This is a genomic window from Aeromicrobium sp. HA, assembly GCF_027171405.1.
Lineage (GTDB): Bacteria > Actinomycetota > Actinomycetes > Propionibacteriales > Nocardioidaceae > Aeromicrobium > Aeromicrobium tamlense.
In genome coordinates, this window is record NZ_CP114372.1 from 1247808 (window position 1) to 1272866 (window position 25059).

Below are 25059 nucleotides of genomic sequence, written 5' to 3' on the forward strand. Positions count from 1 at the left end.
CGAGCGCCAGCGAGCGAGCATCGGCACGGGCATGGTGCCGCCGACGTACCCTGCACTTTCCACGGAGGTGGGATCATGACCCGGCATTTCCTGCGGGACGACGACCTGACTCCCGAAGAACAGGCTGAAGTGCTGGCGCTCGCCGCCGAGCTGAAGGCCGAGCCGTACTCGCGCCGCCCGCTCGCGGGACCCCAGTCGGTGGTCGTGCTGTTCGACAAGTCGTCCACCCGCACGCGCGTGTCGTTCGCGGTGGGCATCGCCGACCTCGGTGGCAATCCCGTCGTGATGGACACGGGCGTCACGCAGGTGGGTCGCGGCGAGCCGATCGCCGACACGGCGCGCGTCCTGGGCCGCATGGCCAGCGCCGTCGTGTGGCGCACCTACGCCCAGGACGGCCTCGAGCAGATGGCCGAGCACGCGGGCGTCCCGGTGGTCAACGCGCTCTCGGACGACTTCCACCCGTGTCAGATCCTCGCGGACTGGCTGACGGTGATCGAGCACAAGGGCGCGCTCGCCGGGCTCACGGTCGCCTACGTGGGCGACGGGGCCAACAACATGGGCCACTCGTACCTCCTCGGCGGCGCCACGGCGGGCATGCACGTCCGCGTCGGCGCACCCGAGGGCTTTCAGCCCGATCCCGCGATCGTCGCCGACGCCGAGCGGATCGCCGCCGGCACGGGCGGCTCCGTCGCGGTCACTGCCGACCCGGCCGCCGCCGTGGCCGGAGCCGACGTCGTCATCACCGACACGTGGGTCTCGATGGGCCAGGAGGACGAGAAGGCCGAGCGCGTCGCGCTGTTCGGCGCCTACTCGGTCACCGCGGACCTCATGGCCAAGGCCGACCCCGAGGCGATCGTGCTCCACTGCCTCCCGGCGTACCGGGGGCTCGAGATCGCCGCCGACGTCATCGACGGACCGCAGTCCGTGGTGTGGGACGAGGCCGAGAACCGCGTCCACGCCCAGAAGGCGGTCCTGACCTGGCTGCTGGAACGGTCATGATCCCCGGCACCAAGGCGTCCCGGCAGGCGCTCATCGTCGACCTGCTCGGCACGTGCGACGTGCGGTCGCAGGGCGAGCTCGTCGACCTGCTGCGCGAGCGCGGGGTCACCGCGACGGCGTCCACGGTGTCGCGCGACCTCGACGAGCTCGACGCCGTCCGCGTCCGCCAGGGCGACGGCAGCCTCGTGTACGCGGTTCCGGCCGAGGGCGGCGACCGCAGCGCCCGGGCCGCCTCCGACTCGTCCGCGGCGCAGGTCCGGCTGCAGCGCCTGCTGCGCGAGCTGCTCGTCTCGGCGCAGTCGTCCGCGAACCTCGTGGTGCTGCGCACCCCGCCCGGTGCCGCGCAGTTCCTGGCCTCCGCGATCGACCACGTGCAGATGAGCGAGACGCTCGGCACGATCGCCGGCGACGACACGGTCATGCTGATCTCGCGCGACCCGGCCGGCGGCGAGGCCCTCGCCGCCCACCTGAACTCCCTCGCCCGTAAGGTGCCCACCGATGACTGACTCCTCCGACCTCACGCCCGCCGTGCCCGGCTCCACCGACGTCGAGGCCGCCGACTCGCGACTCTGGGGCGGGCGCTTCGCGTCCGGACCCTCGCCCGAGCTGACCGAGCTCTCGCGCTCGACGCACTTCGACTGGCGGCTCGCGCCCTACGACCTGGCCGGCTCGCGCGCCCACGCGCGCGTGCTGCACTCCGCGGGCCTGCTGACCGACGACGACCTCGCGGCCATGATGGACGGCATCGCGTCGCTCGACGGCGACGTCCGCTCGGGCGCCTTCCGCCCCGAGCCGGGCGACGAGGACGTCCACTCCGCGCTCGAGCGAGGCCTGATGGAGCGCCTCGGCGCCGACCTCGGGGGCCGGCTGCGGGCCGGCCGCTCGCGCAACGACCAGGTCGCCACGCTCTTCCGCGCCTACCTGCGTGACCACGCGCGCCAGGTCGCCTCGCTCGTGCGCGAGCTCGTCGAGGCCATCGCCGGGCAGGCCGAGCGCCACCTCGGCGCGCCGATGCCCGGCCGCACACACCTCCAGCACGCCCAGCCCGTCCTGCTCTCGCACCACCTGCTGGCCCACGCCTGGCCGCTCGTGCGCGACCTCGACCGACTGCGCGAATGGGACGCCCGCGTCGGCTCCGAGTCGCCCTACGGCTCGGGCGCGCTCGCGGGCTCCTCGCTGGGCCTCGACCCCGAGGCGGTCGCGGCCGACCTCGGCTTCACCGGCTCGGCCGCGAACTCGATCGACGGCACGGCGGCGCGCGACTTCGTCGCCGAGTTCGCCTTCGTGGCGGCGCAGATCGGCGTCGACGTCTCCCGGCTCGCCGAGGAGATCATCCTGTGGAACACGAAGGAGTTCGACTTCGTCACGCTGCACGACGGGTACTCCACCGGGTCGAGCATCATGCCGCAGAAGAAGAACCCCGACATCGCCGAGCTCGCCCGCGGCAAGGCCGGCCGCCTGATCGGCAACGTGTCGGGCCTGCTGGCCACGCTCAAGGCGCTGCCGCTGGCCTACAACCGCGACCTGCAGGAGGACAAGGAGCCGGTCTTCGACTCGATCGACACGCTCGAGGTCCTGCTGCCCGCGTTCACCGGCATGGTGGCCACGCTCGAGTTCAACACCACGCGGATGGCCGAGCTCGCGCCGCAGGGCTTCGCGCTGGCCACCGACGTGGCCGAGTGGCTCGTCCGCCAGGGCGTGCCGTTCCGCGTCGCGCACGAGCTCTCGGGCGCGTGCGTCCGTGCGTGCGAGGAGCGCGGCATCGAGCTGTGGGACCTCAGCGACGACGACTTCGCGCAGATCTCGCCGCACCTGTCGGGCGCGTCCGAGCCCGGGGGAGTGCGCGAGGTGCTGACGCTCGCCGGCTCGATCGCCTCGCGCGACGGCCGCGGCGGCACCGCCCAGGCCCGCGTCACCGAGCAGCTCGCGGAGCTCCGCTCGCGGCTCTGAGGGTGGAGGATTCCCCTGTTGACAGGGGAATCCCTCACCTTGCGGGGAAACTTCCCCGCATCGTGACGGAAAACCCCGCACGGTCCGCTCACCAGCGGTTGCGCGCCTCCTCGGCCCAGCCGACCAGGCCGTCGAGCCGGTGCTCCACGCCCTTGCCTCCGCGGGCCCAGCCCGACCAGCGGCCGATGGCCTGGTGGGTACGCGACGCGATCACGCCCAGCTGGGTCGTGGCGACGCGGCGGTGGAACGGCGTCAGGGTGGCCTCGACGTCGGGTCCTGTGACGGTCCACGGCGATGCGGGGTCCTCGAGGTCGTACGACCACTGGAGGTCGTCGATCCAGTGGTGCAGGCGGCCGTCGACGAACAGGCCGTTCTCGGTCTGGCCGGTCCCGTCGGTCCACTTCCCACCGAGCTGCAGGCCCAGGCGCCGGCCGCCCACGTCGCCGCTCCCGGCACCCCAGTTCCACGTCATCCGGTAGGGCCAGACGCCGCGGCCGCGGTCGAGGACGCCCCAGCCGGCCACGACGGCCTCGCGCTCGCCGTCGACCTCGATCGTGCCGCTCAGCGGCCGGGCGGGGTCCTTCAGCGTGTACTGGAATCGCCGCGGGCTCCACGGCACGACCACCCCGAGCGCGTCGTCGCCGCCCTCGGCCTCCAACGCGACCGTGACCCGCTCGGATTGCACGCTGATGCGCGTGCCCCGGCCGTGGTCGGCGAAGGTCAGCGGTCCGCTCGACACGGTGATCGGCGGGAGGTCGTCGGACAGGCCCGGGCGCAGCGGCCCAAGCTTCGTCGTGTCGAGGCTGACCTCGTGCCGGCGCAGCCGGTCATACGCGTAGACCTGCGTGAGGTTCGCGTAGTCGAGGTCGGCGATCGTCAGGCCCAGCACGAACCGGCGGGTGACGATGCCCCAGTACTCCCAGCGCTTCGCCCGGCCGGTCCAGGGCAGGGCCGTGCGGTGCAGCGGGCGTCGCGTCCAGCCGACGGCGTCGGGGTTGAGGCGGCGGCCGACGGCGAGGTCGACGGGCTCGGCGATCTCGGACATGCCCCGAAGCCTAGGGGCAGCAGGGCGGGCCGGGAGCGGGACTCCGTTCAGTCGAGGAGGTAGCGCCGCTCGGGCCGTCCGGCGGTGCCGTAGCGGAGCCTGACGGTGGCGCGACCGGTGCTCACGAAGTGCTCGAGGTAGCGCCGCGCGCTGACCCTCGAGAGCCCGATCAGCTCGGCGGCCTCGGCCGCCGAGACCTCGCCCGCACCCTCCAGCGCAGCCAGCACCGACGCCGCCGTCTCGGCGCTCAGGCCCTTCGCCAGCGGCGCCGGACCGCCCGGCCCACCCCCGAACGCCCGGTCGATCGCCGACTGGTCCGGCTCGGACTCGGTGTGCAGCGACCGGATCGACTTCGCGACGGCGCGCAGGCGGTCGGCCAGCTCGGGGTACTCGAACGGCTTCACGAGGTACTGCTGCGCGCCACCCAGCAGCGCCGCGCGGACCACGTCGGCGTCGCGCTCGGCGGTCACCATGATGACGCCGACCTCGTGCCCCGAGGCGCGCAGCGCGCGCAGCACCTCGATGCCGTCCATGTCGGGCAGGTGGACGTCGAGCAGCACCAGGTCGGGGCGGAGCTCGGCCACCGCGCTCAGCGCGTCCGCTCCCGTGCCGGCGGTCCCGGCGATCTCGAACCCGTCGGTGCGCTCGACGAACCGCTGGTGGATCCGCGCCACCATGAAGTCGTCGTCGACGACGAGCACGCGGATCATGCGGCGCCGCCCACGAGGGGGAGACGCACCCGGAACGTGGCGCCCGGCCCGCCGGGGTCGAGGGTGGCCGAGCCCCCGCGACGCGTGGCGATGAGGCGCACGAGCGGCAGCCCGATGCCGCGGCCGCCGAGGACCTCGGGCTTCGTCGAGAAGCCGCGCGAGAAGATCGATCCGGCGATATCGTCCGGCACGCCGGGTCCGTCGTCGCTCACCACGACCTCGATCGTGCCATCGATCTCGGTCAGGCGGACGGCCACCTCGCGCCCGGCGCCGCCGCGGCAGGCGTCCACGGCGTTGTCGACGAGGTTGCCCAGCACGGTGGTGAGGTCGGCGGCCAGGCCCGGCTCCAGGGCTGGCACGTGCGAGGACGGGTCGATCCGCAGGTCCAGTCCGGCCTCGGCCGCCTGGCTGACCTTGGCGGCCAGCAGCGCGGCGACGGCCGGGTCGCGCACCGCGTCGCGCAGACTCGCGTCCAGCACCGCCCGCTCGCGCGTCAGCGTGCCCAGCAGGCTCGCCAGCTCGTCGTACTCGCCCAGCTCGACGAGGCCGGAGATCGTGTGGAGACGGTTCGCGAACTCGTGCGTCTGGGCGCGCAGCGCATCGGTGATCGAGAGGTTCGAGCTGAGCTGCTGTTCGACCTCGACGACGTCGGTGCGGTCGCGCATCGTCGTGACGCCGCCGATGCCCAGGCCCCGGCTGGACGCCGCGCGCCGGTTGACCACCAGCACCCGGTCGCCCGTGAGGACGACGGCGTCGCGGGTCTCGGCGTCGCCCCCGATCACCTCGGTCAGCGCGGCGTCGAGTCCCAGCGCGTCGAGCGGCTGCCCGACCGGGTCCCCCGTGACGCCGAGCAGCCGCCGGGCGGCGTCGTTCATGACGGTCACGACGCCGGAGTTGTCCACGGCGACGACGCCCTCGCGGATGCTGTGCAGCAGGGCGTAGCGGTGGTCGGCGAGCGTGGCGATCTCGTCGCCGGCGAGGCCGCGGGTGCGACGCTTCAGCAGCCGCGAGACGGCCCACGTGCCGAGTCCGCCCAGCAAGGCCCCGAGACCGAGGTACGGCGCGAGGTCGGTGGAGGAGTCCGCGATCCGGTCCCACCACGACGGGTAGGCCTGCTCGGCGACCGCGATGCCCACGAGCGTGCCGTCGTCGGCGATCACGGGCGCGTGCGCCGTCACGTAGGTCCGGCCGTCGTGCTCGACGTCGCCGCTCCAGCCGCGTCCCTCGCCCACGCGGCTCTCGCCGAGGTCGAGCGTGGTGCCCACCTCCGACGGCTCGGCCGCGGCGATCACGGTGCCGTCGGGGTCGGTCACCAGCACGTCGGTGGCGCCCGACAGCGCGACGGCCCGCTCGACGAACGGCGCGAGCGTCCGGGTGGCGGAGGGCTCGTCGATCGCGGTGCGGACGACCTCGCCGCCCGCGAGGTACTCCGCGACCGACCGCATCGCGCTGCCGCGCTCGTCGGTGAAGGCCGCCGTGCTCTGCCGGAACGAGATCACCGCCACGACGAGCAGCACGGCGGCGACGACCGCCAGCTGCAGCAGCAGCACCTGCCCGGCGAGCGTCAGCCGGCGCCGTCCGGGCGACACGTTCCGCATGACCACAATGACCAGAACCTCCTTTGGTTCCGCAATCGTGACCCACGCCACAAGGGCCCGCATGATCGGGGTGGAGCACGACGAGGAGGACCGATGATCAGGTGGGGAACGAGCGGCCGCCGTGGCCGCGCGCTGGGCGTGGGACTCGTGGCGACGCTGGTGCTGGCGATGCTCGCCGGCTGCGGGGTCACGCGAGCCGACGACGAGGACGCGTCCAACCGGCGCCTGCGCATGATGATCCCGAACAGCCCGGGTGGCGGCTACGACCTCACGGGTCGCGCCGGTGTGCGGGCGATGGAGGAGAACGAGCTCACCGGACGCTTCGAGGTCACCAACGTCATCGGCGCCGGCGGCACCGTCGCGATGCAGCGACTCATGAACGAGCGCGGCGCCGACGACCTGCTGATGACCATGGGTCTCGGCGTCGTCGGGTCGGTCTTCACGAACGGCTCCGACGCCACCGTCGACAAGGCCACGCCGATCGCGCAGCTGGTGTCCGAGCCCGAGGGCATCCTCGTGCCGAAGGACTCGCCGTTCCGCACGGTCCAGGACTTCGTCGACGCCTGGAAGAAGGACCCCGGCAGCGTCACGATCGGCGGCGGCTCGTCGCCGGGCGGACCCGACCACCTCTTCCCGATGCAGCTCGCGGACGAGCTCGGCATCGACGCGAAGGACGTCAACTACATCACGTACGACGGCGGCGGACCGCTCACGACGGCGCTCCTCGGCTCCAAGATCGAGGTCGGCATGTCCGGCCTCGGCGAGTTCGAGGGCCAGATCGAGGACGGCTCCCTGCGCGTGCTCGCCGTCTCCGGCGAGGAGCCGCTCGAGACCGTCGACGCGCCCACCCTCAAGGAGGAGGGCATCGACTTCAGCTTCATCAACTGGCGCGGCGTGCTCGCGCCGCCGGGGATCTCCGAGGAGACCCGCGCCGAGTACATCGAGCTGCTGACCGCCATGCACGAGACGCCCGAGTGGCAGGAGGCCCTCGAGCGCAACGGCTGGATCGACGACTTCACGACGGGCGACGAGTTCGGCACCTTCCTGGAGGAGCAGAACGACCGCGTCGCCTCGACCCTCGAGGAGCTGGGACTCGCATGACCGCCACCACGAACCCACCGGCACGCACGGTGGACCGGGCCCAGTACGGGCTCGCTGTCTTCGTCACCCTCGTCGGCATCGTCGTCCTCGTCGACGCGCTCGGGCTCGACGCCGGCTTCGCCGACCAGCCCGTCCAGCCGTACGCGTTCTCCTACGCGATCGGCAGCGTGCTCGTCGTCCTGGGCGTCCTGATGGCCGTCGCCACGTGGCGCGGTGACGTCGCCCAGCCCGAGGAGGGCGAGGACGTCGACCTCTCCGGCGGTCTCGACTGGACCACGCTGCTGCAGCTGGTCGCCGTGATCGTCGTCGTCGTGGCGCTGATCAACTGGCTCGGCTGGGCGATCATGGGCGCCTTCCTCTTCGCCGCCTCGGCGCGCATCCTCGGCAGCCGGCGCCTGCTGCTCGACGTCGGCGTGGGCATCGCCCTGTCCCTGCTGACCTGGTACGGCTTCTACGTCGGCCTCGGCATCCCGATCCCCGCGGGCGTCCTGGACGGAGTGCTCTGATGGAGCTGCTGCTGGAGGGCTTCGCGAACGCCCTGACCCCCGAGAACCTGCTGTACGCCGTCATCGGCGTGCTGCTGGGCACGGCCGTCGGCGTGCTGCCGGGCATCGGCCCGGCGATGACGGTGGCGCTGCTGCTGCCGATCACCTACAACGTCGAACCGGCGGGCGCGCTCATCATGTTCGCCGGCATCTACTACGGCGGCATGTACGGCGGCTCGACGACGTCGATCCTGCTGAACACCCCCGGAGAGTCCTCATCGGTCGTCACGGCGCTCGAGGGCAACAAGATGGCCAAGCGCGGGCGTGCGGCACAGGCCCTCGCCACCGCGGCGATCGGCTCGTTCGTCGCCGGCACGATCGGCTCGATCCTGCTCGTCGTCCTGATGCCCAGGATCGCCGACGTCGTGGTCGAGCTCGGTGCGCCGTCGTACTTCGCGATCATGCTGTTCGCGCTCTTCACGGTCACGGCCGTGCTGGGCTCCTCGAAGCTGCGCGGCTTCACCTCGCTCTTCCTCGGCCTGACGATCGCGCTGGTCGGCTCCCAGACGGGTCAGGCCCGGCTCACGTTCGGCCGGCCCGAGCTCGCCGACGGCATCGACGTCGTGGTCGTCGCGGTCGCGATCTTCGCCATCGGCGAGGCGCTGTGGGTCGCGGCCCACCTGCGCCGCCGCCCGCTGGAGATCATCCCCGTCGGGCAGCCCTGGATGAGCCGGGCCGACTGGGGCCGCTCGTGGAAGCCGTGGCTGCGCGGCACGGCGTACGGCTTCCCGTTCGGCGCCCTGCCCGCCGGCGGCGCCGAGGTCCCGACGTTCCTGTCGTACATCACCGAGCGTCGCCTCACGAAGCACCCCGAGGAGTTCGGCCAGGGCGCCATCGAGGGCGTCGCCGGCCCGGAGGCGGCGAACAACGCGTCGGCCGCGGGCACGCTCGTGCCGCTGCTGGCGATCGGTCTGCCGACCACCGCGACCGCCGCGGTCATGCTGCTGGCGATCCAGAGCTACGGCATCCAGCCCGGCCCGCAGCTGATGGACGCCGAGCCCGAGCTCGTGTGGGCCCTGCTGGCCAGCTTGTTCATCGCCAACGTGCTGCTGCTGGTGCTGAACCTGCCGATGGCGCCCATCTGGGCGAAGCTGCTGCAGATCCCGCGGCCGTACCTCTACGCCGGCATCCTGTTCTTCGCCGCGCTCGGTGCGTACAGCGTGAACTTCCAGGCGTTCGACCTCGGCATCCTGCTGGTGCTGGGCCTGCTCGGCTTCGCGATGCGGCGCTTCGGGCTCCCGGTGCTGCCGCTCATCATCGGTGTGATCCTCGGGCCGCGCCTGGAGGAGCAGCTGACCACCGCCCTGGCCATCTCGCAGGGTGACCTGAGCACCCTGTGGAGCGAGCCGGTGGCCGTCCTGGTCTACGTCCTCATGGCGGCGATCGCCGTGGTCATGGGGGTCGTGGCGTGGCGTCGCCGCGGGCACGACACGGACGAGATCGACCGCATGCTCGACCGCGCGGCGGTCACCGACCGCGACGACATCTGAGAGGAACGACGACATGACGATCGTGGTGGCCTACAGCCCCGACCAGTACGGACGAGCCGCGCTCGCCCACGGCGCCGCCGAGGCGACGCTGCGCAGCGAGGGCCTGCTCGTGATCAACGACACCCGCGGCGACTCGCTCGTGGACACGCGATTCGCGCACGAGGACGAGATCACGCAGGTGCGCGTGCGGCTGGCGACGCTCGGCCTCCGGGCCGAGGTGCGCCAGGAGGTCGTGCGCGACGTCGCCGAGAGCGTCGTCCGCGCGGCGACCGAGTCGGGCGCCAGCCTCATCGTGGTCGGCGTCCGGCACCGCAGCCCGGTGGGCAAGGCGCTGATGGGCAGCGTCGCCCAGCGGGTGATCCTCGACGCGCCGTGCCCCGTCCTGGCGGTCAAGCCGGACGAGGAGTCCGACGCGGTCTGAACCGGTTCGGGGTGGCTCGCGGCGGCGTGCCTACGATGACGCCGTCCCTGTTCCCGTCCCGGAAGCGAGATCCACGACCCATGGCCGAGGTCACCCTGCGCGCCCGCGACCTGTTGGGCCGCCTGCTGCACGGGCACGGCGTGGTCGCGCGGATCACCGAGGTCGAGGCCTACGGCGGCATCGAGGACCCCGCCTCCCACGCGTACGTCCGCACGCCGCGCTCGGAGATCATGTACGGACCGGCGTGGCGGCTCTACGTGTACCGGATCCACGGCCATCACGCGGCCAACGTCGTCACGGGACCCACCGAGAAGGCGGCCGCCGTGCTCATCCGCGCCGCCGAGATCGTCGAGGGGATCGAGCTCGCCCGCGAGCGCCGCGGTCCCGTGGCCGACGTCGCCCTGGCGCGCGGCCCCGGCAACCTCACGAAGGCGCTCGGGATCACCAGCGCCGATCTCGGCACCGACCTGCTCGATCCCGAGCCGGTGTCACTGGGGGAGCGGGTCGAGGATCCCGAGATCGTCGCCGGCCCTCGCGTGGGCGTCCGGCTCAACGCCGACGCGCCGTGGCGCTTCTGGGTCGCGGGCGACCCGACGGTGTCGGCCTATCGCCGGCACCCCCGGGCCTGACCCGCTCGTCTGCTCAGCGCAGGCACTTCGGCGTGCTGGTGGCCAGGTCTGTCGTGCGGACGACGCTGCCGTGCCGCAAGGTCACCTGGGCGCGCACCGGGCCCCGGTGGGCGTGGCCGCGCAGCGACGCGGCCGACCGGGTGAGCGCGAAGGGCGCGCGGGTGTCGGTGCCGACCACGCGGCTCCCGATGCCGAACGTGGTGGACGTGGCGAGGCCCTGCCCGCCGGTCACCCGCAGGGTCACCCGCGCCTTGCGCGCCGGTCCCTGACAGACGGCGTGCAGCCGCAGGGTGCCGGCCGCGCGACCGAGGCGGCGCCGCGAGTCGTGACGACCCGCCACGAGCGGCTCGATCGTCTCGAGGGCCTGGTCGGCCATCTGGGCCATGCCGGCGGTCGACGGGTGCAGCGGAGCGCCGTCGCCGTAGGCCTCGAGGCCACGGATCCACTGGTCGGCCGGGGCGGCGCAGGCCGAGTGCTCCTGCCAGCCCTCGATGTCGCGCATGTCGACGAAGGCGACCTTCTGCTCCTTCGCCACGCGTCCGACGGTGTCGCTGAGTCGGTCGATCATCGACTGCAGGTACGCGAGGTCGGCGTTGGTCGCGCGGAAGAGCGCGGGGCACGTCTCGGTCGGCACGTAGGTCCCGTACCCGACCGCGACGATCTGCGCCTTCGGTGAGCGCTTGCGGACGTCGGCGATGACGCGCCGATAGGTGTCGGCGAGCCCGTCGATCGCATCGTGGTACGGCTGCGTGGGCAGGGTGCTGCAGCCCTGGATCAGGCACGTCTGGGCCAGGCCGACCAGGCCCACGTCGTTGCCGCCCATGGTGCCGATCGTCACGAGCGTGGTGTCGCGGGTGAGCGCGTCGAGCTGGGGCGGCACGTCGCCGGCGGGCGTCGTCTGTGGGCTCCAGTAGTGCGCCGTCGTGGCCGAGCTGCAGCTCACGTCGGTGAAGCTCCTCGCGCCGATCTCGGCGGCGACGAGGCTGGGGAAGTTGTGGTCGCTGCGGGCACAGCCGCCGGGAACCTGCTCGGGGATGCCGGGGCCGGCGACGAACGAGTCGCCCATCGCGACGTACTTCTCGCCGGTCGCGGGATGGTGCCACGCAGGAGCGCGCTCGCCGGCGGAGGCGGGCAGCGCGCTGGCCAGGCCGGCCAGGAGGGCGAGGGAGGCGGCGACGGCCGACGAGCGACGGAAGGACTTCACGGGGGACTCCTCGAGGACGATGTGACCTGCGTCACGCGAACTCCGCGACGGTATCACCGTCCCCCGTCAGATCCAGCGGCGCAGCGGCTTCACGAGGTCGAGCGCCCAGGAGACGCCCACCGAGATCACGACGGTGGCGACGTAGATGACCGGGAGCCCCACGATGGGGCGGTCCTCGACGAGCGGGCCGAGGTCGGTCGTGACCCGCAGGGTGTGCAGGACGAGCGCGTGCACGAGGTAGATCCGGAAGCTCAGCTCGGAGAGCCGGCGGACGGCCGGCCACGCGGGTCCGGGTCCCCAGCTGCGCGTGGCGAAGAGCGCGAAGACGCCGATCGAGTACATCAGCACCGGCGGCTTGAGATTGTCGTAGGCGGCGAACACGTCGGGATCGCCGTGGCTGGCCGCCTGCCACACGGCGACGAAGGTCCACCCGAGGCCGGCCACCGCCAGCGCGAGCCACGCGAGGTACGGCACCCGCAGCCGGTCGCGGTAGTGGCTGATCACGAAGCCGAGGACGAACAGGCCGACGTAGCCCGTCGGCAGGGCCGCGAACGGTGACGGGTAGAGCGCGGGAAAGCGGTCGCCGAGGAACCAGGCGCCCCACCGCGGCAGCAGGTCGGCGACGAGCCACAGCACGAGGAACCACGTCAGCAGCTGGCGGCGCTGGGGCTCGGGACGGTCCGTCAGGGCCCGCAGCAGCGGCACCGTGAGGTAGATCCCGAGCAGGACGTAGACGAACCACAGGTGGTACGCGGCCGGGCCGCCCAGGAGCGCCCGCACGAGACCGGTCAGTCCCATCTCCCCGGGGTCGGTGAGGGTGCCGTTGACGCCGCGCGCGCCGTCCTCGCGCAGCAGCGCGTTCGCGAGGCCGTAGATCACGATCCACGTCAGCGTCGGGAGCGCGACGCGCAGGAACTGCGGCCGCAGCACGAAGCGGCGGACGGGGTCGAGCAGCAGCGCCCCCGACGTCATGAAGAAGCAGTTGACCGCGAAGCGCCCCAGCGAGTCGGCCAGGTTGCCGACGTTGAAGGCCGAGACCAGCTCGGGCGCCGAGTCGCGCCACACCACCACGACGATCGCCCCGGTGTGCAGCAGGATGACCGCGAAGGTCGCCAGCACCCGCAGGTGGTCCAGCTCGTGCCGGCGCGCGACTCTCGTGGCCGTGGTGCTCATGGCGGCACCTTAGAGGCCGGGCTCCGCCTGCTCCTCGGGTGCCCCGTCGCTCGCCTGCGGGATCTCGCAGACGCCGTCGACGCACACGGGCGCGTCGTCGTCGCCCACGATCTCGAACGGTCCGGTCACGCCGAGGCCTCCGCGACGGCCCGGTCGAGGACCTGGCGGAACGTCTCGGGGGCCTGCGCGCCCGACACGCCGAGGCGGCCGTCGAACACGAAGAAGGGGACGCCCGAGATGCCGTAGGCACGCGCCTGGGCGATGTCGGCCTCGACGTCGTCGGCGTGACGACCCGACTCGAGGGCCTCACGCAGCGCGTCGGCGTCCAGTCCCACCTCGGCGCCCAGCGCGACGAGCTCATCCACGCGGCCGACGTGGCGACCCTGCTCGAAGTACGCCGACAGCAGGCGCTCCTTGAGCTCGATCTGCTTGCCGTGCTCCTTGGCGAAGTGCAGCGCCTGGTGCGCGAGCAGCGTCTTGGTGTGGCGCAGCGCCTCGAAGTCGTACGACAGGCCCTCGTCGGCGGCCAGCGCGGTCATCTGCGTCAGCATCTGCTCGACCTGGCCGGCGTCCATGCCCTTGTGGTGCGCGAGGAAGTCGACCTCGCTGCCCTCGAAGTCGACCGGCGTGTCCGGGGCCAGCTCGAAGCTGTGGAACTCGACCTCGACCTCGCCGTCGAAGTCCTGCAGGGCGGACTCGAAGCGGCGCTTGCCGATGAAGCACCAGGGGCAGGCGATGTCGGACCAGATGTCGACCTTGACGGGACGTGCAGCGTTGTCGTTCACGTCGGTCCCAACGCCGGGGAGCCGTCGCGGCATTCCCGACGCGGGTGCGCGATACGCTCGGACCATGACCATCGCCGTCGCCTACCGACCCGACGACTACGGGCGCGCTGCGGTCCGCTGGGCCGCAGCCAAGGCCGAGGCCAACGACGAGAAGCTCGTCATCATCACGGTCAGCGAGATCGACCCCGAGTTCGACGAGCCCGAGGAGATCGACCTCTCGGAGTTCACCGAGCGGTTCGACCTCGAGGGCATCGACTACGAGGTCCGCCGCGCGGCCTCGCTCTCGGTCTCGGACGTCGTGATCGACGAGGCCGTCGACGCCGGCGCCGAGCGCCTCGTCATCGGCATCCGCAAGCGCACGCCCGTCGGCAAGATGCTCATGGGCCGCGTCACCCAGATGATCCTGCTCGACGCCCCGATGCCCGTCATCGCCGTCAAGCCCTGACGCGACCCCGCCACGTCACGGCGGCCACCCCGAGGCTGAACAGCCCGTCGACCGCGAAGTAGATGGCCACGACCCAGCGGATCGGCGCCCACAGGCCCCAGTCCGCGGCGACGGTGAGGAACACCACCGCCAGCGCGAGCTCGGTCAGGCCGTAGACGAAGCACGCGCCGGGGTGCTCGATCAGGAACCGGCGAAGGCCGCCGAGCGGCCCCTTCGTGATCTCCTCCCGCGAGAGCTCGGTGCGCAGGTCGCCCGCGGCGCCTCTCAGCCCGCGCGCGAGCATCTCGCGCTTCGAGAGGGGGCCGACGACCGTGACGGCCGGGGGTGGAGCCTCCTCCTCCAGCCACAGCGCCGCGGAGAGCGGGACGCCGACGGCGTCGGCGACGTCGGCCGCGAAGGACTTCTCGCCCGTCCCGGCGGCCTTGAGGCGCGCCACGAGCGCGTCGTCGAATCGGCGTCGCCGCGAGGGGAACCACAGGGTCACCCCACCCCGCAGCAGGGCGCGCGTCTCGGGATCGTGGAGCCCCGCGGTCAGCTCAGGAGGGACGCCCCGGTCCACGTGACACACGACGGTGCGACCGCCGTGCCGGACACGGATGATCGCGCCACGGCCGTCTCCCTCCCGGCTGAAGGACACGGCAGGCAGCTGCGACCGCAGCGTCACGTCCACGACGACCCCGGGGTCTGTGCTGAGCGTGTCGTGGATCAGCGTGAACCCGTCGACCTCGGCGACCTCCACGGTCGCGTCGCCGCGGTTGGCGATCGACTGGGCCTCCCCGCCGAGGTCCGGGTCGGTGCGGACGACGTGGACCAGCGTGAGCGGCAGGGAGTGGGTCTCGGCCTCCCACACGGTGCCCATGAGCTCATCGAGCTCCTCCGGAAGGTCGCCACCCGTGTGGTGCCGGCCGTCGCGATCCACCACGCCGTCGTCCACCAGCGCCACGGTGTCGAACCGGTGCACCAGTGAGCGGACCAGTCCCTGCCAGGGCAGGCTCGGCGGCAGGTCGTCGCTGCGCAGGACGAGCTCGTCCGCGTCGAGCGCCAGGCGAACCGTGTGCACCTCCGGCTGGCCTAGACGGGCCCCGTCGATCACGCCGCCTGCGATGCGCACGGAGTCCAGGTAGTCCAGGAGGTCGCGCGCGTCGATGGTCGAGCCGTCCGCGCGGACGGCCACGATCCCGACCTCGTGCGTCTCGGCAGGGGTGTTCACGCCCGAAGCCTAGTGAGGCCCCGGCGTTCCGCGCCGATAGCCTTGAACGCGTGACTACACACGTGATCGACGACCTGCAGGCGCGCGGCCTCATCGCGCACTCCACCGACCTCGACGCCCTCCGGGCCGAGATCGACGCGGGCCCGATCACCTACTACGTGGGCTTCGACCCGACCGCGCCGAGCCTCCACGTCGGCAACCTGCTCCAGCTCCTGACCGCGCGTCGCCTCCAGCTCGCGGGCAACCGGCCGCTGATCCTCGTCGGCGGCTCCACGGGCCTCATCGGCGACCCGAAGGAGTCGGGGGAGCGGATCATGAACTCCAAGGAGACGGTCGCCGACTGGGTCGAGCGGATCCGTGGCCAGGTCTCGCGCTTCGTCGAGTTCGGCGGGGACAACGGCGCCACGGTGGTCAACAACCTCGACTGGACGCAGCCGATGTCCGTGCTCGACTTCCTGCGCGACATCGGCAAGCACTTCCCGGTGAACCGGATGCTGGCCCGCGACGTCGTCGCCAGCAGGCTCGAGTCGGGCATCAGCTACACCGAGTTCAGCTACGTGCTGCTGCAGTCGATGGACTACCTCGAGCTGTTCCGCCGCCACGGCGCGGTGCTGCAGACGGGCGGCAGCGACCAGTGGGGCAACCTCACCGGTGGCGTCGAGCTGATCCGCCGTGCCGAGGGCGCCAGGGTGCACGCACTGTCGACGCCGCTCATCACCAAGGCCGACGGCACGAAGTTCGGCAAGACCGAGAGCGGCACGATCTGGCTCGATCCCGAGCTGATGAGCCCCTACGCCTTCTACCAGTCCTGGATCCAGGCCGAGGACTCCAAGGTGGGGGAGTACCTCAAGCAGTTCACGTTCTTGCCCGTCGAGGAGATCGACGCGCTGATGGCGGAGCACTCCGAGCGCCCGGGTGCCCGCGCCGCGCAGCGCCGGCTCGCGGCCGAGCTCACGACGCTCGTGCACGGGGAGGACGAGACCCGAGCCGCCGAGCTGGCCTCGGGCGCGCTCTTCGGGCGGGGTGACCTGGGGGACCTGCCCGAGTCCACGCTCGCGGCCGCGCTGCGTGAGGCAGGAGCCGTCGAGGTCCCGTCCGGCACCCCGCTGGTGGAGGCGCTGATCTCGTCCGGCCTCGCCGATTCCAAGTCGGCGGCTCGTCGCGCGATCGGCGACGGTGGCGCCTACGTGAACAACCAGCGGGTCGACGACCCCGAGCTGGAGCTGGGGGCCGAGCACCTGCTCCACGGGTCGTGGGTGGTGCTGCGCAAGGGCAAGCGGTCGGTTTCGGGGGTCCAGGTCGTGTGACCGCCCGAAACGACTGGAATTGCAGGTGTGACCCGGCACACCCACCCCCCGGTTTGCGCCCACGGGAGACGTGTGTGTAATGTTCTTCTTGTTGCTCCGCACGGCGGGGGAACGGGAAGCGCAGACCGAAGCGGTTAACGCCAGGAGCCCTGTGGGGAGCCGGAAACTGGCCGCGGGAAAACGTTGCGCTGGCATCGTGACCGAGCTGGGTTTGACGTGGTGGAAAACGGCGATGTAATGTGGATGAGCCCCTGTGGTTGTGCCGGTGACGGTGTGGTTGTGGGTGCGCGTCTGATCCTTGAGAACTCAACAGTGTGTCAAAAGTCGACGAATTTTTTTATCAGTACCCCGGCGACTCTGAAGGATTCCGGCTTCGGTTGGTTTCGCGCAGGGTTGCAGGGACAATTCCGACAATTAATGACTGTCCAGCAGTCAGATCTTGTCAGTGTTGAACTGTCTAGTTGTTGACCGTGATCTCTTCGGAGGTTGTGGGATTTTTTCAACGGAGAGTTTGATCCTGGCTCAGGACGAACGCTGGCGGCGTGCTTAACACATGCAAGTCGAGCGGTAAGGCCCCTTCGGGGGTACACGAGCGGCGAACGGGTGAGTAACACGTGAGTAACCTGCCCCATTCTTCGGAATAACCAGTGGAAACGCTGGCTAATGCCGAATATGACCATCGAAGGCATCTTCTGGTGGTGGAAAGCTCCGGCGGAGTGGGATGGACTCGCGGCCTATCAGCTTGTTGGTGAGGTAACGGCTCACCAAGGCGACGACGGGTAGCCGGCCTGAGAGGGTGATCGGCCACACTGGGACTGAGACACGGCCCAGACTCCTACGGGAGGCAGCAGTGGGGAATATTGGACAATGGGCGAAAGCCTGATCCAGCAACGCCGCGTGAGGGATGACGGCCTTCGGGTTGTAAACCTCTTTCAGCAGGGACGAAGCGAAAGTGACGGTACCTGCAGAAGAAGGACCGGCCAACTACGTGCCAGCAGCCGCGGTAATACGTAGGGTCCGAGCGTTGTCCGGAATTATTGGGCGTAAAGGGCTCGTAGGCGGTTTGTCGCGTCGGGAGTGAAAACTCAGGGCTCAACCCTGAGCGTGCTTACGATACGGGCAAACTAGAGGTATGCAGGGGAGAACGGAATTCCTGGTGTAGCGGTGGAATGCGCAGATATCAGGAGGAACACCGGTGGCGAAGGCGGTTCTCTGGGCATTACCTGACGCTGAGGAGCGAAAGCATGGGGAGCGAACAGGATTAGATACCCTGGTAGTCCATGCCGTAAACGTTGGGCGCTAGGTGTGGGGACCTTCCACGGTCTCCGTGCCGCAGCTAACGCATTAAGCGCCCCGCCTGGGGAGTACGGCCGCAAGGCTAAAACTCAAAGGAATTGACGGGGGCCCGCACAAGCGGCGGAGCATGCTGATTAATTCGATGCAACGCGAAGAACCTTACCTGGGTTTGACATATGCCGGAAACGCCTAGAGATAGGCGCCCCCTTGTGGTCGGTATACAGGTGGTGCATGGCTGTCGTCAGCTCGTGTCGTGAGATGTTGGGTTAAGTCCCGCAACGAGCGCAACCCTCGTCCTATGTTGCCAGCACGTCATGGTGGGGACTCATAGGAGACTGCCGGGGTCAACTCGGAGGAAGGTGGGGATGACGTCAAGTCTTCATGCCCCTTATGTCCAGGGCTTCAAGCATGCTACAATGGCCGGTACAAAGGGCTGCGAAACCGCGAGGTGGAGCGAATCCCAAAAAGCCGGTCTCAGTTCGGATTGGGGTCTGCAACTCGACCCCATGAAGTCGGAGTCGCTAGTAATCGCAGATCAGCAACGCTGCGGTGAATACGTTCCCGGGCCTTGTACACACCGCCCGTCACGTCATGAAAGTCGGCAACACCCGAAGCCGGTGGCCCAACCCTTGTGGAGGGAGCCGTCGAAGGTGGGGCTGGCGATTGGGACGAAGTCGTAACAAGGTAGCCGTACCGGAAGGTGCGGCTGGATCACCTCCTTTCTAAGGAGCATCTGGCCAGCTTTGTCTGGTCCAGGCGGACACCGTTCGTCAGCGAATGTCTGACGCGGGTCCAGCTCACTAGTGGATCGTCGATTATTTGACTTGCTGCCCGTCTCGGGCCGTCAGTACTGCTCTCCTTTTGGGGTGGGCGTGGAACCTCGGTCCTGGTGGTGGGTGGCAGCTCAGGCACACTGTTGGGTCCTGAGGGATCAGCATCTCTTGCTGGATCTCTCGGACCGTACATCTCCTCGAACCATCCGACCCTGTGGGGTGGGGCAGGCGGGGAACCGGGTACGGGACCGATCGTATTTTGAGAACTTCACAGTGGACGCGAGCATCTTTGTAGTAACAACAAGCTACTAAGTGCACATGGTGGATGCCTTGGCATCGAGAGCCGATGAAGGACGTTGGAGTCTGCGAAAAGCCCCGGGGAGTTGACAACCGAGCTGTGATCCGGGGATGTCCGAATGGGGAAACCCACTCAGAGGAAAGTCTGAGTACCTGCGCCTGAACACATAGGGCGTTTGGAGGGAACGTGGGGAAGTGAAACATCTCAGTACCCACAGGAAGAGAAAACAACAGTGATTCCGGTAGTAGTGGCGAGCGAAACCGGAAGAGGCCAAACCTTGGGTGTGTGATAGCCGGCGGGCGTTGCATCCAGGGGGTTGTGGGACCGCACTGACTGTTCTGCCGGACAGTCGAAGAGTCATAAACCATGAGTGAAGGTGAAGCTGACTGGAAAGTCGCGACACAGAGGGTGAGATCCCCGTAACCGTAAGCTCATGGCTCTTGTGCGTCATCCCGAGTAACACCGAACCCCTGAAATTCGGTGTGAATCTGGCGGGACCACCCGCTAAGCCTAAATACTCCTCGATGACCGATAGCGGACTAGTACCGTGAGGGAAAGGTGAAAAGTACCCCGGGAGGGGAGTGAAATAGTACCTGAAACCGTGTGCATACAATCCGTTGGAGCGGTTCCTTGTGAACTGTGACAGCGTGCCTTTTGAAGAATGAGCCTGCGAGTTAGCGTTGTGTAGCAAGGTTAAGGCGAGTGCCGTAGCCGTAGCGAAAGCGAGTCCGAATAGGGCGCTTGAGTTGCACGATCTAGACCCGAAGCGGAGTGATCTATCCATGGCCAGGTTGAAGCGCGGGTAAGACCGCGTGGAGGACCGAACCCACCTAGGTTAAAAACTGGGGGGATGAGCTGTGGATAGGGGTGAAAGGCCAATCAAACTCCGTGATAGCTGGTTCTCCCCGAAATGCATTTAGGTGCAGCGTTGCGTGTTTCTTGCCGGAGGTAGAGCACTGGATGGGCTAGGGGGCCTACAAGCTTACTGAACTCAACCAAACTCCGAATGCCGGTAAGTGAGAGCGCAGCAGTGAGACTGCGGGGGATAAGCTCCGTAGTCGAGAGGGAAACAGCCCAGACCATCAGCTAAGGTCCCAAAGCGATTGCTAAGTGGAAAAGGATGTGGAGTCGCAGAGACAACCAGGAGGTTGGCTTAGAAGCAGCCACCCTTGAAAGAGTGCGTAATAGCTCACTGGTCAAGTAATTCCGCGCCGACAATTTAGCGGGGCTCAAGCAATCCACCGAAGCTATGGGATTCACACATGAGGTAGGCCTTCGTGGTCCAGCCGTGTGGATCGGTAGGGGAGCGTCGTGTCGCGAGCGAAGCGGCGGGGTAACCCAGCCGTGGATGCGACACGAGTGAGAATGCAGGCATGAGTAGCGAATGAAGAGTGAGAAACTCTTCCACCGAATGACCAAGGGTTCCAGGGTCAAGCTAATCTTCCCTGGGTAAGTCGGGACCTAAGGCGAGGCCGACAGGCGTAGTCGATGGACAACGGGTTGATATTCCCGTACCGGCGTTGAATCGCCCATGCTGAATCCAGTGATGCTAAGTGCCCGAAACCGTACCTACCGTCTCTTCGGAGACCACGGTGCGGCAGAGCGCATGACCCGATCTGGTAGTAGGCAAGCAATGGTGTGACGCAGGAAGGTAGCTCAACCGTGGCGATGGTAGTCCACGGGTAAGGTCGTAGGGCGAGTGATAGGCAAATCCGTCACTCATATGCCTGAGAGCCGATGCCACCCACGTAGTGGAGTGTGAGTGATCCTATGCTGCCGAGAAAAGCATCTAGCGAGATTCAGAGCCGCCCGTACCCCAAACCGACTCAGGTGGTCAAGTAGAGAATACTAAGGTGATCGAGAGAATCATGGTTAAGGAACTCGGCAAAATGCCCCCGTAACTTCGGGAGAAGGGGGGCCGGATGCGTCATCGGACTTGCTCCGAGAAGCGTTGAAGGCCGCAGAGACCAGGCCCAAGCGACTGTTTACTAAAAACACAGGTCCATGCTAAGTCGAAAGACGCCGTATATGGACTGACTCCTGCCCGGTGCTGGAAGGTTAAGGGGACGTGTTAGCGCAAGCGAAGCACAGAACTTAAGCCCCAGTAAACGGCGGTGGTAACTATAACCATCCTAAGGTAGCGAAATTCCTTGTCGGGTAAGTTCCGACCTGCACGAATGGAGTAACGACTTGGGCGCTGTCTCAACCATGAACTCGGCGAAATTGCACTACGAGTAAAGATGCTCGTTACGCGCGGCAGGACGGAAAGACCCCGGGACCTTTACTATAGTTTGGTATTGGTGTTTGGTTCGACTTGTGTAGGATAGGTGGGAGACTGTGAAGCTCGGACGCCAGTTCGAGTGGAGTCATCGTTGAAATACCACTCTGGTCGTACTAGATATCTAACCTAGGTCCGTTATCCGGATCAGGGACAGTGCCTGATGGGTAGTTTAACTGGGGCGGTTGCCTCCTAAAATGTAACGGAGGCGCTCAAAGGTTCCCTCAGCCTGGTTGGCAATCAGGTTTCGAGTGTAAGTGCACAAGGGAGCTTGACTGTGAGAGTGACAGCTCGAGCAGGGACGAAAGTCGGAACTAGTGATCCGGCGCTGGCATGTGGAAGCGGCGTCGCTCAACGGATAAAAGGTACCCCGGGGATAACAGGCTGATCTTCCCCAAGAGTCCATATCGACGGGATGGTTTGGCACCTCGATGTCGGCTCGTCGCATCCTGGGGCCGTAGCAGGTCCCAAGGGTTGGGCTGTTCGCCCATTAAAGCGGCACGCGAGCTGGGTTTAGAACGTCGTGAGACAGTTCGGTCCCTATCCGCCGCGCGCGTAGGAAACTTGAGAAAGGCTGCCCCTAGTACGAGAGGACCGGGGTGGACGAACCTCTGGTGTGCCAGTTGTTCTGCCAAGAGCACGGCTGGTTGGCTACGTTCGGAAGTGATAACCGCTGAAAGCATCTAAGCGGGAAGCATGTTTCAAGATGAGGTTTCCCACTCCCTCGAGGAGGTAAGGCCCCCAGCAGACCACTGGGTTGATAGGCCGGAAGTAGAAGTGCAGCAATGCATGGAGCTGACCGGTACTAATAGGCCGAGGGCTTGTTTCTTACAAAGACCGCCACGCGTCCACTGTGAGGTTCCCGAGATATGATCGGGAACCACGAAGAACACGAGAGTGTTCTCCAAGGTTTGTTGATATCTCCATAGAGTTTCGGCGACCATGGCGAAGGGGAAATACCCGGCTACATTCCGAACCCGGAAGTCAAGCCCTTCAGCGCCGATGGTACTGCACTGGAGACGGTGTGGGAGAGTAGGACGTCGCCGGACAACCATTGATGCGCGAGGCCGCTCCCAACAGGGAGCGGCCTTGCTGCATTTCACCCCCCGACCACCCCCAACGAGCGGGTGGTCCTGCTGGCGCACGGGCCCCGACCCCGCCACAGTGGAGGGGCACACGAACACCCACCCAGCCGGGCGCCAGGCCAGGCACCCGAGAGGAACCCGCACCATGGCCCAGGACCGAAACCCCCGCAACGGCGGCAACAACCGCGGCGGCAAGCCCGGCAACAAGCCCGGCAACACCCGCGGCAAGCCCACCAGCAGCGGCCGCAACAGCGGCAAGCCCAGCTCCCGCGACGGCAAGCCCAGCTCCCGCGACGGCAAGCCCACCAGCGGCCCCCGCTCCGGCCCCGGCGGCCAGCGCTCCGGCCCCGGCCAGCGCTCCGGCCCCGGCTCGCGCTCCGGCGCCCCGCGCTCCGGCGGCCGCCCCAGCGCCCCCGAGCGCACCGCCGAGCAGAAGATCTACGACGGACCCCCCATCCCCGACGACGTCTCCGCCAAGGACCTGGACAAGCACGCCCGCCAAGAGCTCTCCGGCCTGCCCGACAAGCTCGCCGACAAGGTCGCCCGCCACCTCGTCATGGCCGGCACCCTCCTGCACACCGACCCCGAGACCGCCCACAAGCACGCCCTCGCCGCCCGCGCCCGCGCCATGCGCGTCGGCCTCGTCCGCGAAGCCACCGGCGAAACCGCCTACGCCCTGGGCAACTGGGCCGAAGCCCTCGCCGAATTCCGCGCCGCCCGCCGCATGACCGGCCGCCACATCTACGCCCCGATGATGGCCGACGCCGAACGCGCCCTCGGCCGCCCCGAGAAAGCCCTCGAATACGACAACCCCACCACCCGCGCCCACCTCGACGAACCCGGCAACACCGAACTGTCCATCGTCATCGCCGGCGCCCGCCGCGACCTCGGACACCTCGACGCCGCCCTCCACATCCTCGAAACCGAACCCCTCCACACCACCAACCGCTCCGACTGGGTCACCCGCCTCCGATACGCCTACGCCGACACCCTCCTCGCCACCGGCAACACCCAAGACGCCATCACCTGGTTCCACCGCACCGCCGGCACCGACACCCACCACACCACCGACGTCCACGACCGCCTCAAACAACTCGAAAACTAACCCGTCCACAGACGTCGCAGGGCCCACGCACGCCGTCCACAGGCAGTGCGTGGGCCCTGTCGTCGTTCCTCGTCGCCACGCGAGGCTGGGCGTCATGAACGACACCGACAACCAGGTCCTGCTCCGCGGGCGGGTGGCTGACGCCGCCGAGCCGCGGACCCTGCCCAGCGGGGACGAGCTCGTCTCGTTCCGCCTCATCGTCGAGCGCAGCGCGGCGGCCAAGCGTCGCTCGCGTCAGCTCGTCGACACCTTTGACTGCTCGGCGTGGACGTCGCGGCTGCGCACCAAGGCGCTGAAGCTGAAGCCGGGGGACCGGATCGAGGTCGAGGGCGAGCTCCGACGCCTGTTCTCCAGCCGGTCCGGAGGCGTCTCGAGCCGGGTGTACGTCGACCTCGGGTCGCTGACCCGGTTGCCCGAGACCCCGGTAGCCTCGACGGCATGACGCTGGCCGCGACCGACCGCCCGCTCGTCGCCTCCCACGACGCGGTACTGCTGGACCTCGACGGTGTCGTCTACCGCGGCGGGCATGCCGTCCCCGGCGCCGTGGAGGCACTGAACCAGGCGCGTGACGTGCGCCTGGCCTACCTGACCAACAACGCGAACCGGCCACCCGAGGCGGTCGCCGAGCACCTGCGCGAGCTGGGCCTGCATCCTGCGGTCGAGGACATCGTCACCTCGGCCCAGGCGATCGCCGGCGTCATCGCGCACGACGTCCCGCCGGGCTCCCGGGTGCTGGTGATCGGGGGAGAGGGGTTGCGCAGCGCGCTGCGTGCCCGCGGCCTGGAACCCGTCGACGATCGCCACGCCCCGGGACTGGCCGCGGTGGTCCAGGGCTACATGCCCGACCTCGGCTGGCGCGATCTCGCCGAGGCGGCCTACGCCGTGCAGGCCGGAGCGCCCTGGTACGCCAGCAACACCGACCTGACGATCCCGACCGCCGAGGGCATCGCGCCGGGCAACGGCGCCCTCGTCCACGCCGTCCGACTCGCCACGGGTCGTGAGCCCGTCGTGGCCGGCAAGCCGTACGCGCCCCTGTTCGAGGAGACGATGGAGCGCATCGCGCCCTCGTCCCCGCTGATGGTGGGCGACCGCCTCGACACCGACATCCGCGGCGCCAGGCAGGCGGGCATCGCCTCGCTGTTCGTCCTCACCGGAGTCAACACGCTGGTCGACGTCGTGAACGCCGACCCGCAGGAGCGCCCTGACCTCGTCGGGGCCGGCCTCGCCTCGCTCCACGAGCCGCACCCGGCCGTCGCCGTCGAGCGTGGGGCCGCCCGTTGCGGCGAGGCCGTCGCCGAGATCCACGACGGCGCGATCCGCGTGGCCCGGGAAGGGGCCGAGACGGAGACGCTCCGCGCGATCGTCGGACTCGGCTGGGCGTGCCGCGACGAATCGGGGCTCGACGTGACCGTCGATGAGAGGATCGACGCATGACGACCGAACCCACCGGCGACGGATCCGTGGAGGGCGTCGGCCCCGCGATCGACGAGGCCGTCGCGATGCTGGACACGCTCGGCGACCTCGAGGTGGCCCAGCACCCGCCGGTGTTCGAGGCCGTGCACCGCGTCCTGCGCGACCAGCTGGCCGGCTCGTCGGGGACCCGCGGGTGAGC

Annotated in this window: 21 protein-coding genes and 3 rRNA genes; 17 read left to right on the forward strand and 7 right to left on the reverse strand. The window is 68.8% G+C overall.

The window, feature by feature from the left end; all coding sequences use genetic code 11:
* Nucleotides 1–75 precede the first annotated feature (75 nt).
* From argF to argH, 3 genes are read left to right on the forward strand one after another with little or no spacing between them, the layout of a single operon-like run.
* Nucleotides 76–999 (forward strand): ornithine carbamoyltransferase, encoded by a 924-nt coding sequence (gene argF, locus O3S82_RS06120; RefSeq protein WP_269306349.1) that lies wholly within the window; start codon nucleotides 76–78, stop codon nucleotides 997–999.
* Nucleotides 996–1505 (forward strand): arginine repressor, encoded by a 510-nt coding sequence (locus O3S82_RS06125; protein WP_269306351.1) that lies wholly within the window; start codon nucleotides 996–998, stop codon nucleotides 1503–1505. Before argF ends, O3S82_RS06125 begins: the two co-directional genes overlap by 4 nt.
* Entirely contained in the window at nucleotides 1498–2949 is a 1452-nt protein-coding gene (gene argH, locus O3S82_RS06130; protein WP_269306353.1) for an argininosuccinate lyase, read from the forward strand. Before O3S82_RS06125 ends, argH begins: the two co-directional genes overlap by 8 nt.
* An 88-nt stretch (nucleotides 2950–3037) precedes the next feature.
* On the opposite strand, the gene O3S82_RS06135 is transcribed toward argH, so the two are convergent.
* The 3 genes from O3S82_RS06135 to O3S82_RS06145 are packed head-to-tail and all read right to left on the reverse strand — an operon-like array spanning nucleotide 3038 to nucleotide 6302.
* Nucleotides 3038–3994 (reverse strand): DUF2804 domain-containing protein, encoded by a 957-nt coding sequence (locus tag O3S82_RS06135; RefSeq protein ID WP_269306355.1) that lies wholly within the window; start codon nucleotides 3992–3994, stop codon nucleotides 3038–3040.
* 47 nt (nucleotides 3995–4041) lie between these two features.
* Nucleotides 4042–4704 carry a response regulator gene (locus tag O3S82_RS06140; protein ID WP_179425278.1) on the reverse strand — a complete coding sequence of 221 codons (663 nt, stop codon included), beginning with the start codon at nucleotides 4702–4704 and terminating at the stop codon, nucleotides 4042–4044.
* Nucleotides 4701–6302 carry a sensor histidine kinase gene (locus tag O3S82_RS06145; protein ID WP_269306357.1) on the reverse strand — a complete coding sequence of 534 codons (1602 nt, stop codon included), beginning with the start codon at nucleotides 6300–6302 and terminating at the stop codon, nucleotides 4701–4703. The genes O3S82_RS06140 and O3S82_RS06145 overlap by 4 nt, the downstream gene beginning before the upstream one ends.
* A gap of 93 nt (nucleotides 6303–6395) precedes the next feature.
* Here O3S82_RS06145 and O3S82_RS06150 point away from each other — a divergent pair, with 93 nt between their 5' ends.
* The 5 genes from O3S82_RS06150 to O3S82_RS06170 all read left to right on the forward strand — a co-directional run bounded on the left by O3S82_RS06150 (nucleotide 6396) and on the right by O3S82_RS06170 (nucleotide 10488).
* Nucleotides 6396–7403: a Bug family tripartite tricarboxylate transporter substrate binding protein gene (locus O3S82_RS06150; protein WP_269306359.1), complete on the forward strand. Its 1008-nt coding sequence runs from the start codon at nucleotides 6396–6398 to the stop codon at nucleotides 7401–7403.
* Nucleotides 7400–7909, forward strand: a complete 510-nt coding sequence (locus O3S82_RS06155) for a tripartite tricarboxylate transporter TctB family protein (RefSeq protein WP_269306361.1) — start codon at nucleotides 7400–7402, stop codon at nucleotides 7907–7909. The genes O3S82_RS06150 and O3S82_RS06155 overlap by 4 nt, the downstream gene beginning before the upstream one ends.
* Nucleotides 7909–9438 carry a tripartite tricarboxylate transporter permease gene (locus O3S82_RS06160; protein ID WP_179425270.1) on the forward strand — a complete coding sequence of 510 codons (1530 nt, stop codon included), beginning with the start codon at nucleotides 7909–7911 and terminating at the stop codon, nucleotides 9436–9438. The genes O3S82_RS06155 and O3S82_RS06160 overlap by 1 nt, the downstream gene beginning before the upstream one ends.
* Before the next feature lie 13 nt (nucleotides 9439–9451).
* Entirely contained in the window at nucleotides 9452–9859 is a 408-nt protein-coding gene (locus O3S82_RS06165; RefSeq protein ID WP_269306363.1) for a universal stress protein, read from the forward strand.
* A gap of 80 nt (nucleotides 9860–9939) precedes the next feature.
* Nucleotides 9940–10488, forward strand: a complete 549-nt coding sequence (locus O3S82_RS06170) for a DNA-3-methyladenine glycosylase (protein WP_179425266.1) — start codon at nucleotides 9940–9942, stop codon at nucleotides 10486–10488.
* 13 nt (nucleotides 10489–10501) lie between these two features.
* Here the strand turns inward: O3S82_RS06170 and O3S82_RS06175 are convergent, their stop codons facing one another.
* From O3S82_RS06175 to O3S82_RS06185, 3 genes are all read right to left on the reverse strand, one after another.
* Complete coding sequence (locus O3S82_RS06175) at nucleotides 10502–11692, reverse strand: SGNH/GDSL hydrolase family protein (RefSeq protein ID WP_269306366.1); 1191 nt, start codon at nucleotides 11690–11692, stop codon at nucleotides 10502–10504.
* A 66-nt stretch (nucleotides 11693–11758) separates the two neighbouring features.
* Nucleotides 11759–12865 carry an acyltransferase gene (locus O3S82_RS06180; RefSeq protein WP_269306368.1) on the reverse strand — a complete coding sequence of 369 codons (1107 nt, stop codon included), beginning with the start codon at nucleotides 12863–12865 and terminating at the stop codon, nucleotides 11759–11761.
* A 125-nt stretch (nucleotides 12866–12990) separates the two neighbouring features.
* Nucleotides 12991–13650 carry a DsbA family oxidoreductase gene (locus O3S82_RS06185; protein ID WP_269306371.1) on the reverse strand — a complete coding sequence of 220 codons (660 nt, stop codon included), beginning with the start codon at nucleotides 13648–13650 and terminating at the stop codon, nucleotides 12991–12993.
* A gap of 64 nt (nucleotides 13651–13714) precedes the next feature.
* Between O3S82_RS06185 and O3S82_RS06190 the strand changes: the two genes are divergently transcribed.
* Nucleotides 13715–14095 carry a universal stress protein gene (locus tag O3S82_RS06190; RefSeq protein WP_179425258.1) on the forward strand — a complete coding sequence of 127 codons (381 nt, stop codon included), beginning with the start codon at nucleotides 13715–13717 and terminating at the stop codon, nucleotides 14093–14095.
* Here the strand turns inward: O3S82_RS06190 and O3S82_RS06195 are convergent.
* Entirely contained in the window at nucleotides 14085–15305 is a 1221-nt protein-coding gene (locus O3S82_RS06195; protein WP_269306373.1) for a hypothetical protein, read from the reverse strand. The two genes, O3S82_RS06190 and O3S82_RS06195, sit on opposite strands and share 11 nt — an antisense overlap.
* Nucleotides 15306–15355: 50 nt before the next feature.
* Here O3S82_RS06195 and tyrS point away from each other — a divergent pair, with 50 nt between their 5' ends.
* The 8 genes from tyrS (at nucleotide 15356) to O3S82_RS06235 (ending at nucleotide 25057) form a co-directional block, all read left to right on the forward strand.
* On the forward strand, nucleotides 15356–16612 hold the full coding sequence (tyrS, locus tag O3S82_RS06200; RefSeq protein WP_269306375.1) for a tyrosine--tRNA ligase: 1257 nt from the start codon (nucleotides 15356–15358) through the stop codon (nucleotides 16610–16612).
* A gap of 499 nt (nucleotides 16613–17111) precedes the next feature.
* Nucleotides 17112–18630: ribosomal RNA gene (locus O3S82_RS06205) — 16S ribosomal RNA — on the forward strand.
* 349 nt (nucleotides 18631–18979) lie between these two features.
* A 23S ribosomal RNA gene (locus O3S82_RS06210) occupies nucleotides 18980–22086 on the forward strand.
* 103 nt (nucleotides 22087–22189) lie between these two features.
* Nucleotides 22190–22306: ribosomal RNA gene (gene rrf, locus O3S82_RS06215) — 5S ribosomal RNA — on the forward strand.
* The 16S, 23S and 5S rRNA genes sit together here, the layout of an rRNA operon.
* Before the next feature lie 181 nt (nucleotides 22307–22487).
* Nucleotides 22488–23447, forward strand: a complete 960-nt coding sequence (locus tag O3S82_RS06220; protein WP_269306376.1) for a tetratricopeptide repeat protein — start codon at nucleotides 22488–22490, stop codon at nucleotides 23445–23447.
* Nucleotides 23448–23541: 94 nt separating this feature from the next.
* The gene (locus O3S82_RS06225; protein WP_269306378.1) at nucleotides 23542–23889 is read left to right on the forward strand and encodes a single-stranded DNA-binding protein; all 348 of its coding nucleotides are present in this window, start codon (nucleotides 23542–23544) and stop codon (nucleotides 23887–23889) included.
* On the forward strand, nucleotides 23886–24881 hold the full coding sequence (locus O3S82_RS06230) for an HAD-IIA family hydrolase (RefSeq protein WP_269306380.1): 996 nt from the start codon (nucleotides 23886–23888) through the stop codon (nucleotides 24879–24881). The genes O3S82_RS06225 and O3S82_RS06230 overlap by 4 nt, the downstream gene beginning before the upstream one ends.
* Nucleotides 24878–25057, forward strand: a complete 180-nt coding sequence (locus O3S82_RS06235; RefSeq protein WP_179425242.1) for a hypothetical protein — start codon at nucleotides 24878–24880, stop codon at nucleotides 25055–25057. The genes O3S82_RS06230 and O3S82_RS06235 overlap by 4 nt, the downstream gene beginning before the upstream one ends.
* Nucleotides 25058–25059: the final 2 nt, after the last annotated feature.